The 12,521-nt window shown below is 59.4% G+C and carries 12 protein-coding genes and 1 tRNA gene; 8 read left to right on the plus strand and 5 right to left on the minus strand.

Annotated features, from left to right (window positions below; translation table 11 throughout):
• Positions 1–43: 43 nt before the first annotated feature.
• On the minus strand, positions 44–799 hold the full coding sequence (gene ompR, locus V8G57_RS01925) for an osmolarity response regulator transcription factor OmpR (RefSeq protein ID WP_092392704.1): 756 nt from the start codon (positions 797–799) through the stop codon (positions 44–46).
• A gap of 170 nt (positions 800–969) precedes the next feature.
• On the opposite strand from ompR, the gene V8G57_RS01930 reads away from it, so the two are divergent.
• Positions 970–1,260 (plus strand): hypothetical protein, encoded by a 291-nt coding sequence (locus V8G57_RS01930; RefSeq protein ID WP_144736194.1) that lies wholly within the window; start codon positions 970–972, stop codon positions 1,258–1,260.
• A 196-nt stretch (positions 1,261–1,456) separates the two neighbouring features.
• Here V8G57_RS01930 and V8G57_RS01935 read toward each other — a convergent pair.
• A tRNA-Arg gene (locus V8G57_RS01935) sits at positions 1,457–1,533 on the minus strand.
• A gap of 281 nt (positions 1,534–1,814) precedes the next feature.
• Between V8G57_RS01935 and V8G57_RS01940 the strand changes: the two genes are divergently transcribed.
• The 5 genes from V8G57_RS01940 to V8G57_RS01960 all read left to right on the plus strand — a co-directional run bounded on the left by V8G57_RS01940 (position 1,815) and on the right by V8G57_RS01960 (position 6,223).
• Positions 1,815–2,357 (plus strand): iron transporter, encoded by a 543-nt coding sequence (locus V8G57_RS01940; protein WP_342827957.1) that lies wholly within the window; start codon positions 1,815–1,817, stop codon positions 2,355–2,357.
• A gap of 50 nt (positions 2,358–2,407) precedes the next feature.
• Positions 2,408–2,740: a cupredoxin domain-containing protein gene (locus V8G57_RS01945; protein WP_342828057.1), complete on the plus strand. Its 333-nt coding sequence runs from the start codon at positions 2,408–2,410 to the stop codon at positions 2,738–2,740.
• 45 nt (positions 2,741–2,785) lie between these two features.
• Positions 2,786–3,616 carry an FTR1 family iron permease gene (locus tag V8G57_RS01950; RefSeq protein ID WP_342827958.1) on the plus strand — a complete coding sequence of 277 codons (831 nt, stop codon included), beginning with the start codon at positions 2,786–2,788 and terminating at the stop codon, positions 3,614–3,616.
• Between the two features lie 61 nt (positions 3,617–3,677).
• Complete coding sequence (locus tag V8G57_RS01955; RefSeq protein WP_342828058.1) at positions 3,678–5,030, plus strand: 4Fe-4S binding protein; 1,353 nt, start codon at positions 3,678–3,680, stop codon at positions 5,028–5,030.
• A gap of 173 nt (positions 5,031–5,203) precedes the next feature.
• On the plus strand, positions 5,204–6,223 hold the full coding sequence (locus V8G57_RS01960) for a bile acid:sodium symporter family protein (RefSeq protein WP_342827959.1): 1,020 nt from the start codon (positions 5,204–5,206) through the stop codon (positions 6,221–6,223).
• 12 nt (positions 6,224–6,235) lie between these two features.
• On the opposite strand, the gene V8G57_RS01965 is transcribed toward V8G57_RS01960, so the two are convergent.
• From V8G57_RS01965 to V8G57_RS01975, 3 genes are all read right to left on the minus strand, one after another.
• The gene (locus tag V8G57_RS01965; RefSeq protein ID WP_342827960.1) at positions 6,236–7,285 is read right to left on the minus strand and encodes an NADP(H)-dependent aldo-keto reductase; all 1,050 of its coding nucleotides are present in this window, start codon (positions 7,283–7,285) and stop codon (positions 6,236–6,238) included.
• A gap of 174 nt (positions 7,286–7,459) precedes the next feature.
• A complete protein-coding gene (locus V8G57_RS01970; protein ID WP_342827961.1) occupies positions 7,460–8,752 on the minus strand; it encodes an MFS transporter in 1,293 nt (430 codons plus the stop codon).
• A gap of 90 nt (positions 8,753–8,842) precedes the next feature.
• Positions 8,843–10,432, minus strand: a complete 1,590-nt coding sequence (locus V8G57_RS01975) for an ABC transporter substrate-binding protein (protein ID WP_342827962.1) — start codon at positions 10,430–10,432, stop codon at positions 8,843–8,845.
• Positions 10,433–10,773: 341 nt separating this feature from the next.
• On the opposite strand from V8G57_RS01975, the gene V8G57_RS01980 reads away from it, so the two are divergent.
• Positions 10,774–10,977: a cold-shock protein gene (locus tag V8G57_RS01980; RefSeq protein ID WP_014005790.1), complete on the plus strand. Its 204-nt coding sequence runs from the start codon at positions 10,774–10,776 to the stop codon at positions 10,975–10,977.
• A 272-nt stretch (positions 10,978–11,249) separates the two neighbouring features.
• Positions 11,250–12,407 (plus strand): ABC transporter substrate-binding protein, encoded by a 1,158-nt coding sequence (locus tag V8G57_RS01985; RefSeq protein WP_092392198.1) that lies wholly within the window; start codon positions 11,250–11,252, stop codon positions 12,405–12,407.
• The last annotated feature ends 114 nt before the right edge of the window (positions 12,408–12,521 follow it).

Raw genomic sequence — 12,521 nt, forward strand, 5'->3', positions numbered from 1 at the left:
GCCGGGCGTTGGCGAGGGAAGGACGATGCCGCGCAGACTGGCATCAGCGCGGTTGGCCTTCTGGGATAAAGACATAGCCGAGCCCCCATACGGTCTGGATGTAGAGCGGGCTGGCGGGATCCGGTTCGATCAGCTTGCGCAGGCGCGAAATCTGGACATCCAGGCTGCGGTCGAACACTTCGTATTCGCGGCCGCGCGCCAGTTCCATCAGCTTCTCGCGCGACAGCGGCTGCCGCGCGTGCCGCGCAAACACCTTGAGCACCGAGAATTCGCCGGTGGTGAGCGGGATCGATTCGCCGTTCTTTTTCAGCGTACGTGTGCCGAGGTCAAGGATGAATTCGCCGAACTCGAAAGACTGCGGCGTTTCCGATGGCGCGCCCGGCAGCTCGTCCGGCCCTTTGCGGCGCAGCACCGCGCCGATGCGCGCCACCAGTTCGCGCGGGTTGAATGGTTTGGGCAGGTAGTCGTCGGCGCCCATTTCCAGTCCGACGATGCGATCCACGTCTTCACCTTTAGCGGTCAGCATGATGATCGGCGTCTGGTCGCCGGCGCCGCGCAGGCGGCGGCAGATCGCCAGGCCGTCTTCGCCCGGCAGCATCAGGTCCAGCACCAGCAGGTCGTAACGCTCGCGTATCCACAGCTTGTTCATGGCCTGCGCGTTCTCCGCGGTGACTACCTGGAAGCCTTGTTCCGTCAGGTATCGCCGCAGCAGGTCGCGCAACCGGATGTCGTCGTCGACCACCAGGATTTTATGTTGATGGGCGCTGCTTGTTTGGTTTGAGGTGTTGATCGTATTCATGGTCATATGGTAACGTCAGAGTGCGCATCAAAAATACAGTTAAGACCCATGGATTACAAAGTGTTACACACTTTACTAAAAACGTCTTATGCCGGTTCATAGGGAAGCTTACACTTAATTCGTGATGATTAAGCCTTAACCGTAGTCCTGAATTCACAGAAGAAGTCCATATGATGACGATGTTCCGGAAAATCAGTGTCTGTTTATTGTTGCTGTCGGCAATGATGAGCGCCTCTGCACGTTCCGACCGTATGCCTGACGACCGCGGCGGCGACCGTCGCGCGCCGCCTCCTTCACAGTATGAACCGCGGCGCGGCCAGGCGCCGGATGAGCAATGGCAGAATCGCGGACGCGGCTCGGATCCCAATGAGGGACGCGGCCGGATGTCGCCGGACGAGCGGCGCGCCTTGCGCCAGCAGATCGACAGGGCCGGCCGGGATATTTATCCGCAGCGGCGCTGATATCGGCAAACAGGAAATGCCAGCTTGATGGCGCAGAGAACCGGTGATGAAGATCGCCGGTTTTTTATTGGGCGCTGCTTTTCTAAAATGGAGGGCAGGGGAAGGGAATGCCTGACGCAGTTTTGCGGGCAAATGAAAACCGGAGACGTAAACCAGAAAGGGGTTGCAAGATTTCTCTTGCAACCCCTCGTAATACTGGTGCGGCTGGCAGGAATCGAACCCACGACCCCTTGGTTCGTAGCCAAGTACTCTATCCAGCTGAGCTACAGCCGCGAAAAACAAAATTATATATTAGCTTTGTTAATTTTGGAAGAGGGAAATATCGTAAAACCTGATATTTCTTCTCGCTTACAGAGGTAAAACACTTTTTCTGCTTGCTCTCAACCAAGTCCGCTACTATGCCACAGACATTGTGTAATGGGAAGCTTTATTTGTGTTTTAGCTCAGGCTTTTTCGATTCCTTTTACTCCTCGCACCAGAGGGCGCAGCCGATTTCATCGAATGATATAATCAAACAATAATCATTATCATTTATATTGCGAAAGGTTGATTACATGAGTGTGAAATTGCTTACGGCGGCCGCGCTTGTTTCTCTTGGGTTTGCCGGCGCCGCAATGGCAGCCGAGTATCCGATCGGCAAGCAGCAGATCATGAACGGCCTGGAAATCGCTGCTGTATACCTGCAGCCGATCAAGATGGAGCCGGAAGGCATGATGCGCAAGGCGGAACTGTCTGACATCCACGTCGAAGCCGATATCCGCGCCGTCAAAGATAATCCGAACGGTTTTGCCGAAGGCGACTGGATGCCGAACCTGGTGATCTCCTACGAATTCACCAAGGCCGGTTCGAACCAGGTGATCAAGGGCGACATGATGCCGATGGTGGCCAGCGACGGTCCGCACTACGGCGATAACGTCAAGCTGGCAGGGCCGGGAAAATACACATTGAAAATGATCATTTCGCCGCCGTCGGCTAATGCCAGCGCGCATTTCGGCCGCCACGTGGACAAGGAAACCGGCGTCGGCGCCTGGTTCAAGCCGTTCACCGTGGTCAACGAATTCACCTTCGCCGGCGTCGGTAAAAAGGGCGGATATTAATGCAGGAGAAATGCGCACCCATGAAATTCTTGTCGCAGGCCGCGGCCAACATGGCGGGCAAAACACGCGGCTTATTGGGCGTCGGCCTGCTGCTGGCGGCAACGGTTTCGTTGGCTGCCGATCTGCCGACCTTCAAGCTGGAAATGAAGGACGGCGTCCTGAATCCGGCGCGGATCGCGGTTCCTGCCGGCCAGAAAATAAAAATCGAGATCCACAACACCGGGCAGTCGGCGGTGGAGTTTGAAAGCGTCCAGCTGCGCAAGGAAAAAGTGCTGGCGCCGGGCGCGCAGTCGTTCGTGGTGATTGCCCCGCTGCAGCCGGGCGAATACAAGTTCTTCGACGACTTCCATACGCAGGCGCAGGGTGCGATTGTCGCTAAATAAGAGGCCGCCGGCGGCGGTTGCAATAGTTTGATGGAGTAACAAGCGATGGGTCAGGTTTTGTTCATAGTCTGGCGCGAGAGCGTCGAGGCTTTGCTGGTAGTCGGTATCTTGCACGCGTGGCTGAAGAACGGCGGCGATGCTGCGCGCCGCGGCTTGCCGTATCTGTGGAGTGGCGTCGGCGTCGGCGTCCTCGGCGCGATCGGCCTGGGCGCGGCGCTGCTGGGTTTCAGCGAGCTGCTGTCGGGCGACGCCCAGGATTACTTCCAGATCGTCATGGTGATACTGGCAGCCATATTGATCGTGCAGATGGTGTTCTGGATGCGCAAGCACGGCCGCACGCTCAAGCGCGAAATGGAAACCTCGCTCAGCGCCAACCTGCAAAGCGCCAACTGGTGGGGCGTATTCGCGCTGGCGGCATTGGCGATCGCGCGCGAGGGCAGCGAAACCGTGATATTTCTTTACGGACTGGGGCTGGCGGACAAGGGCGATTCGGCCGGCGCAATGGTGCTGGCGGCGGCGCTCGGTTTTGCGCTGGCGTTCCTGACCTTCTATCTGCTGCAGCTCGGCGGCAAGATTTTCTCCTGGCGCCGTTTCTTCCAGGTCACTGAAATCATCTTGCTGTTCCTCGCCGCAGGCCTGCTGCTGACCGGCGTCGAACGCCTGATGTCGCTGGATATCATCCCGACGCTGGTCGACCCGGTCTGGGATAGTTCACGCCTGCTCGACGACACCACATCATTCGGCAACCTGGTTTCCACGCTGACCGGCTATCGCGCGCAGCCTGCGCTGATGAGCTTGCTGGTGTATGTGGCATATTGGGTGTGCGTATTGTTATTCCTTAAACGAGCCAGGCCGCAGCCGATCCCAGCTAAATAAACCAATGAATACTTGTGCCATTCCTCAAACGCAAACACGCCTCTCCCGCACCGCTGACTGGATGCGGGACCATGCGAAACTGATTCGCTGGGTGCAGTGGGGGATTGTGCTGGTGTACGGTTTCCTGATCCTGGTGCCGATCTTCTTGCCGTTGCCGGACGAGACCGCGCACATCTGGTCGAACCTGACCCTGGTCGCGCAATTCGCTTTCTGGGGCATCTGGTGGCCGTTCGTGCTGATCAGCATGGTGCTGATGGGGCGGGTCTGGTGCGGCGTGCTGTGCCCGGAAGGCGCGCTGACCGAGTTCGCCAGCCGCCATGGGCTCGGCAAAGCCATCCCGCACTGGATGCGCTGGGGCGGCTGGCCGTTCGTGGCGTTTGCGCTGACCACCATCTACGGCCAGATGGTGAGCGTGTATCAATATCCTAAAGCGGTGCTGCTGGTGCTGGGCGGTTCTACCGCCGGCGCCATCGTGGTGGGCTACCTGTATGGCCGCGACAAGCGTGTCTGGTGCAAATACCTGTGTCCGGTGAACGGCGTGTTCGGCCTGCTGGCCAAGCTGGCGCCGTTTCACTATAAAGTCAATGAAACCGCCTGGCGCGCTTCGTACGGCACCCACAGCCACACGCAAGGGCGCACCGTGATTCCTGTCAATTGCGCGCCGCTGGTGCCGTTGCGGGCCATGAAGGGCGCTTCCGACTGCCATATGTGCGGCCGTTGCAGCGGCCATCGCGACGCCATCGAACTGAGCTGGCGCGCGCCGGCCGAGGAAATCGTCGCGCATGGCGAGCAGCACAACAACCTGTGGGAAAGCGCCCTGGCCTTGTACGGCCTGATGGGGATCGCCATCGGCGCCTTCCACTGGTCGGCCAGCCCTTGGTTTGTGCAGGTCAAGCAAGCCATTGCGACCTGGCTGATCGACCGCGACATCATGTGGCCTTTCGATACCAGTGCGCCGTGGTGGGTGTTCACCAATTATCCGGCGCAGAACGATGTCTTCAGCTGGCTCGACGGCAGCCTGGTGGTCGCCTATATCCTCACCACCGGCCTGGTGCTTGGCACCGCGCTCACAGTATTGTTCGCGCTGGGCAGCCGTGCGCTTGGCAACTGGGACCGCAAGCGTTTCAACCACCTGGTGCAGTCCACCATCCCGCTGGCCGGCTGCGGCGTATTCGTCGGCTTGTCGGCCACCACCGTCAGCCTGCTGCGCGGCGAACACTTGCCGGTATTCTGGGCCAACGACTTGCGCGCCATCCTCCTGATCGCGACCACCTTGTGGAGCGTCTGGCTGGCCTGGCGCGTCACCGGCCGTTATACGGCTTCGCCGGTGCGCCGCCTGGCGAGCATGGCGCCGGTGATCGCCGGCCTGGCGCTGGTCAACTTTGCCTGGCTGCTGATGTTCTGGTTGTGGTGAATTCCCATCATTTGCCGGAATTTTGTCACGTACTGATCGATGGGCAGGTGGTTAGTGCGTAAAATGAGGGTTGTTGTCCCGTCTATATTTATCTTGCCGTTCTCCTCCACAGGGGTACGGCGACGGCGGCGGGGAAGCTTTCTTCAACTCTACGCGACTCTGCGTTTCTTATCATGGTCCGCCCACGCTTTTTACCCGACAACTTCACGTTGTTGCTGGTTACTACGGTTCTTGTCGCCAGTCTTTTCCCGGCCAAGGGCCAGGTCGCGGTCTCTTTCAACCTGATTACCACGCTGGCCATCGGCTTGCTGTTTTTCCTGCACGGCGCCAAGCTGTCGCGCGAAGCGGTGGTGCAAGGGGCGCTGCACTGGCGCTTGCACCTGACGGTGCTGCTGGCCACTTTTGCACTGTTTCCGCTGCTCGGGCTGGTGTTCAAGCCGCTGCTGCTGCCGCTGGTGACGCCTGACTTGTATCTCGGGATCCTGTTCCTGTGCACCTTGCCGTCCACCGTGCAATCCTCGATCGCCTTTACCTCGGTGGCGCGCGGCAATGTGCCGGCCGCCGTGTGCAGCGCATCCGCATCCAACCTGCTTGGCATTTTCCTGACCCCGGTGCTGGTCGGCCTGCTGGTGGTGACGCACAGCCAGGGCAAGGGTTCTTTCGACTCCATCCTGAATATCGTGATGCAGCTGCTGCTGCCATTTGTCGCCGGCCAGATCGCCCGCCGCTGGATCTGCAAATGGCTGGACAAGCACAAGATCATCCTGAAGATGGTGGACCAGGGCTCGATCCTGCTGGTGGTCTACACCGCCTTCAGCGAGGCCGTGGTGCAGGGTCTATGGCATGAGCTGCCGCCGCTGTCGCTGGTCGGCCTGATGCTGGTGGTGATGCTGCTGCTGTTCGTGATGCTGACCATCGCCACGCTGGCCAGCCGCCGCCTGGGCTTCAACAAGGAGGACGAAATCACGATCGTGTTCTGCGGTTCCAAGAAAAGCCTGGCGAGCGGCGTGCCGATGGCGAAAGTCTTGTTTGCCGGGCACACCGTCGGCATGATCGTCTTGCCCTTGATGCTGTTCCACCAGGTCCAGCTGATGGTGTGCGCGGTGCTGGCGAAACGCTATGCTGCGCGTCCGGTTGAAATCGTCGCCGGCGGCCCGGCGCCGGTCTGGTCTGACGTCAGCCCCGAGGACTGAGGCTGCTTTTATTCAGGGGGCTGGATTAGGCTGGCGCACGTGGATTGCTTCGATCTCGCGCAAGATATCGTCATTCAGGATGAGGTTGACGCTGTCGAGATTGCTTTGCAATTGCCCTAGCGTGGTGGCGCCGATGATATTGCTGGTCAGGAAACCGCGGCTGTTGACGAACGCCAGCGCCATCTGTGCCGGATCCAATCCGTGTTTTTTGGCCAGCGCAACGTAGTCGCCGACCACCCGGTTGACTTGCGGATTGGTATAGCGGCTGAAACGTTCAAACAAAGTCAGGCGGCCGCCGGCGGGCCGCGCGCCGTCCAGGTATTTTCCCGAAAGTACGCCAAAAGCCAGCGGCGAATACGCCAGCAGCCCGACCTGTTCACGGAACGCAAATTCCGAATGGCCGATTTCAAACGTGCGGTTGAGCAGGCTGTACGGATTCTGGATGCTGGCCACGCGCGGCAAATCGAATTTCTCCGAAGCCCGCAGAAACTCTGAAATACCCCATGGCGTTTCGTTCGAAATCCCGATTTGGCGCACTTTGCCGGCCTTGATGAAGTCCGCCAGGATGGCCAGCGTTTCTTCGATCGGCACTGTATCTTCGTCTGGAATATGGCTGTAGTTCAGGGTGCCGAAACAATTCACGCTGCGGTCCGGCCAATGCAGCTGGTACAGGTCGACGTAGTCCGTCTGCAGGCGTTCCAGGCTGCCGTGCAGGGCTTCCGTCAATCCCTTGCGGTCGAAATTGTTGATGCCGCCGCGCACATGGCGCGGGTTGTGCGGCTTGCGCGCCGGGCCGGTAGCCTTGGTGGCGATCATGACTTCGCTGCGCTTGCCGGATTTTTTCAGCCAGCTGCCGATATAACGTTCGGTCGAACCCTGGGTCTCGGCACGCGGCGGCACCGGATACATTTCAGCGGTGTCGATCAGGTTGACGCCATGCGCCAGCGCCAGGTCGATCTGCGCATGCGCTTCTGCTTCCGAATTTTGTTCGCCCCAGGTCATGGTGCCGAGCGTAATCAGGCTGACCTTGAGCTTGCTGTGTCCGAGTTCACGATATTGCATTGTCGCTTCCTTTGCGGCGGGCGCTAAAAATTGGTGATGACGATATGACGACCAGGACCGCCGGTGTGCGGCAGCCGCCGATCCACGCCTGGGTGCAGGGGAATTGCCGCGTGCTGCCGAGGGCTAAGAGTATAGCTGGATCGCCGTTTCGCTGCAGGCCGCGGCAGCCCGCAGTCAAGTAGCTGTTGGGGTTGCCGGCGACGGCGGGTGGTTCGGCGGATGCGGGGCCGCAGCCGGACTGGTCAGTTTGTCGAGGCCGAACAGGGTAGGGAACAAGCGTATCCACAGCAGCACCACGACCACCGTGCCGACGCCGCCCAGCAGCACCGCCGGCACCGGTCCCAGCCATGCCGCGGTGACGCCGGATTCGAATTCGCCCAGCTGGTTGGAAGTGCCGATGAAAACCGAATTGACGGCGCTGACGCGGCCGCGCATATGGTCCGGCGTTTCCAGCTGCACGAAAGAAGAACGCACCACCACGCTGATCATGTCGGAAGCGCCGAGCACAACCAGCGCCGCCAGCGACAAGACGAACGAACGGGACAGGGCAAACACGATAGTCGCCAGGCCAAACACGGCAACCGCAATGAACATGCTGCGGCCGACACGCCGGCTCAGCGGCCGCCGCGCCAGGAAGATCGCCGTCGACAGCGCTCCCACCGCCGGCGCCGAGCGCAGCAGGCCGAGGCCGAGCGGGCCGGTGGCGAGGATGTCATGCGCATAGATCGGCAGCAAGGCGGTGGCGCCGCCCAGCAGCACAGCGAACAAGTCGAGCGATATGGCGCCGAGGATCGCAGGCCGGCTCTTGATGAATGCAATCCCCGCCAGCAATGAACTGAGGGTGGCCGGTTCGCGCCGCGGCAACGCGCTTTCGATCCGGATCAGCGACACCAGCAGGCTGGCGCCGATGAACAGTGCGCTGCTGGTGGTGTACACCGCGCTTGGCCCCAGCACATAAATGAAGCCGCCCAACGCCGGGCCGATGATCACCGCCGTTTGCGTGGCCGATGCCGCCCAGGCGACGGCGCGCGGCAGCAGGCGTGCAGGCACCAGGCCGGGAACCAGCGCTTGCAATGTCGGCGATTCAAAGGCATGGGTCGCGCCGATCACAAACACGATGGCGAAAATGGCCTCCTTGTCGAGCCAGCCGTAGATGCTGCCGATGGCCAGCGCCGCCGCGGCCACGCCCTTGATGAACAGGCAGATGCGGGCGATCTTGCGGCGGTCGTAACGGTCGGCGACATGGCCGACCAGCAACGCCAGGAACAGGGCGGGCAGGAATTGCACCAGGCCCACCATGCCGAGGTCAAAAGCGCTATGCGTGAGTTGATACACTTGCCAGCCGACGGCGACGATCTGCATCTGGTTGGCGATGGTGGAGGCAACGCGCGCGCCCCAGAACAGCGTAAACGGGCGATGGCTCAGGACGGATTCGGATGCTGGACTGGCTGGGGCGGGGGCGGTCATGTGGCGTAGGAAAATCGGGGCAAGGCCATAGAATATGCTTTTCCCATAAAAAAAGCCGCTATCTGCAGCGGCTTTTTTCATGCGTGTGGCTTATTCGGGATGGAACTGGTGGGCGAAAGTAAATTCGTCGGTACGCGGCGTGTATTTGAGGCCCTTGCGCAGCGCCCATGTCGCGTACTGATGATATAGCGGGATCAGTGCGTAATCGTTGAGCGCCACCACGGCGCCCTGGCGCGCGAAATCCTCACGCTGTTTCTGGTCGACCGAACCCAATGACGATTGCACCAGCTGGTCCAGTTTCGGATTGGTGTATTTGCCCCAGTTCCATGAACCCCAGCCGGTATCGGGATTGGTGGTGCCGAGCAGGGTGCGCAAACCGAAATCGCCGGCCAGCGTGCCCCAGCCCAGCAAGGCGGCGCTGTACTCGCCCGCACGCGCCTTGCCGAAGTAGACTGCCAGCGGCAGCGTCTCGACCTTGGCCTGGATCCCGACCCGGTTCAGGAATTGGGCAACGGTCTGCACCACGCGCTCATCGTTGATGTAGCGGTTGTTCGGGCCATGCAGCGTAATCCCGAAGCCGTTGGGATAGCCGGCCGCCGCCAGCAGTTTCTTGGCGCCTTCAGGATCGTATTTTTCCACTTTCAGCGTATCGGCATAACCCAGGATGCCGGGCGCGATGATGTTCGATGCCGGCACCGCCAGTCCTTCCAGGGTGCGGTCAACCAAAGCCTGGCGGTTGATGGCCTTGGAAATCGCCTGGCGCACGCGCGCGTCTTTCAGCGGATTCTTGTCCAGCGGTTTGCCGGCCTTGTCGGTAATGTCCGGCGATTTGTCGCGCGACTGGTCCAGGGTCCAGAAGATAGTGCGCCAGGAAATCTTTTGCGCCAGCTTGAACTGCGGGTTGGTTTTCAGTTTGGCGAGGTCGGCCGGCGGTACGTTTTCGATGGCGTCGACTTCACCCGCCAGCAAGGCGGCCAGGCGGGCGCCGTCAGAGGTCAGGATGCGGAAGGTGACCTTGTCCCAGGCCGCTTTCTCGCCCCAGTAAGCATCGTTGCGCACCAGCTCGATACGGTCGCCGCGCTTGAAGCTGGCGAACTTGAAGGGGCCGGTGCCGACCAGCGCCTTGCCGCTGTTGAAATCGTCGGTGGTGGCGTTTTGCGCGGCTTTCTTGGAAACGATGAAGATGGTGCTGACATCCAGCGCCAGCGGCCCGTAAGGCGTGGCGGTTTTGAGGCGGACGGTATAGGGATCGACGGCCTGTTTGCTGACGATCTGTTTGGTGTAGCTGGTGAACGGCCCGGGGCTGTTGGTCAGCGTCGCGGGGCGGTCCAGCGAAAATACAACATCTTCCGCGGTCAGTTCGGAGCCATCGCTGAATTTGACGCCGCGGCGCAGCTTGAATTCCCAGGTGAGCGGATCAATTGCCGTCCAGGAAGTAGCCAGGCCCGGAATCAGGCGCCCGTTCGGGTCGACATTGACCAGCGCATCGAACAGGTGCGACGACAGCGAGATGTTCGGCGCAATGTTGTTGAAGTGGGGGTCAAGGGTCGAGACATCGGCAAACAGGCCGATTTTCAGGTCCGCAGCGTGGCTTGGCGCGGCGCTGAGCGCTACCGAGGCCAACGCGCCAAGGCCGGCAAAAGCCAGGCTCAGTATTTTCTTTCTTGAAAGCTGGAACATGCGATCTCCCAATCGTGATGAATAAGGCAAAAGCTGATTCTATGGGCGCTCACATAATTATCAAAACACAATAATTGCTTCCTGTTATGTGTTTTAGTTATATAGGGTAAAATGGGCGTCCCGAATCGCTGGCCCGGAACGGCAGATTGCGCAATCAAAAACGCAACTCTTTCCCTCGACGCAACTTTTATTTACGCCCCCGGTGTTTTAAATAAAATTATCGGTTATAATGCGACATCGTTTAAGATTCGAGCTAGTAGTGCAGTATTAGTCTGTCATTTCTTTCTTGCTTCAAACGATCTAACGGGCGACAGCCCAACTTAACTGAAATAGGAAATGTAATGGCAACTGGTATCGTAAAGTGGTTCAATGATTCGAAGGGTTTTGGTTTTATTACTCCTGACGAAGGTGGTGAAGATCTGTTCGCGCACTTCTCCGCAATCAATTCTTCCGGCTTCAAGTCGCTGCAAGAGAACCAACGTGTTTCTTTCGAAGTTACTGCCGGCCCAAAGGGCAAGCAAGCTTCGAACATCCAAGCTATCTAATATTAGATACGGCTTACTCAGTTGAAATAAACTGAGCATCGCAAAAATCCCTGGCTTGCCGGGGATTTTTTTCGTCTGTAGCAAACGCAGCGGCGACTATATAAAAGCGGAAAGAGGCGCCTTGTCAGGAAGCTGTAAGGGTGGCCTGAAATGCTGGGGTCGTCTGTATACCAGATGGCGGATATTGCAGTATGCTGGATCACCTTTTACTTAAGACAGCGCATTGGCGTCGATGCTGATGCCCATCCATATAAAAACACGGAGGAGACGACATGAATACAATAATCAAAACATGTGTGGCAGCGGCATTGGTCAGCTGGTCGCTGGCGGCAGGAGCGGCAGAGCCGATCAAGATCGGCGTCACGGGACCATTTACCGGCGGCTCCGCGCCGATGGGCGTATCGATGCGCGACGGCGTCAAGCTGGCGGTGGCGGACATCAACGCCAAGGGCGGCGTGCTGGGACGCCAGCTGCAGCTGGTCGAGCGCGACGATGAAGCCAAGAATGAACGCGGAGTCCAGGTCGCGCAGGAACTGATCAACAAGGAAAAAGTGGTCGGCACGGTCGGCTTCATCAACACCGGCGTCGCCCTGGCGTCGCAGCGCTTCTACCAGGAAGCCAAGATCCCGGTCATGAACAACGTCGCCACCGGCAGCATCATCACCAAGCAGTTCGTGGCGCCGGACCAGAAGGATAACTACATATTCCGCACCTCGGCCAACGACACCATCCAGTCGGCGATGATCGTCGACGAAGCCGTAGTGCGTCAAAAACACACCAAGGTGGCAATCCTGGCCGACTCCACCAATTACGGCCAGCTCGGCCGCGAAGACCTGGAACGTGCTTTGGCCGCCAAGGGCATCAAACCGGTCGCCGTTGAAAAATACAACCTGAAAGATGTGGACATGACGGCGCAGCTGCTGAAGGCCAAGCAGGGCGGCGCCGAGGTGGTGCTGACTTACGGCATCGGCCCGGAGCTGGCGCAGATCGCCAACGGCATGGAAAAGCTCAACTGGAAAGTGCCCCTCATCGGCAGCTGGACCTTGTCGATGGGGAATTTCATCGATAACGCCGGCAAGAACGGCGACGGCGCGCGCATGCCGCAAACCTTCATCCAGGATGGCAGTACAGCCAAGCGCAAGGCCTTCATCGAAGCCTATCAGAAAGCCTACAAGATCGACCGCATGCCGTCCCCCGTGTCAGCTGCGCAAGGCTATGACTCGCTCTACCTGCTGGCGGCGGCAATCAAGCAGGCTGGCAGCACCGACGGCGTCAAGGTGCGTGAAGCATTGGAAAACCTGAACGGCACGGTGGAAGGCGTGGTCACCAGCTACACCAAGCCGTATAGCCACGACGACCATGAAGCGATCAAGCCAAATATGGTGGTGATCGGCGAAGTCAAGAACGGCCGGGTGGTATTGGCCAAGTGATAGGAAGCCGGAGCGCAGCACTGCCGCGTTCCGGCGATACATCCGTTTAAGCGACATCGGTCCAGCCTGAGCAGGTATACAGGCTGGATTTGTTTCGTCAAACGGCAGCGTTAC

The organism is Collimonas rhizosphaerae (genome assembly GCF_038896935.1).
Taxonomy (GTDB): Bacteria; Pseudomonadota; Gammaproteobacteria; order Burkholderiales; family Burkholderiaceae_D; genus Collimonas; species Collimonas rhizosphaerae.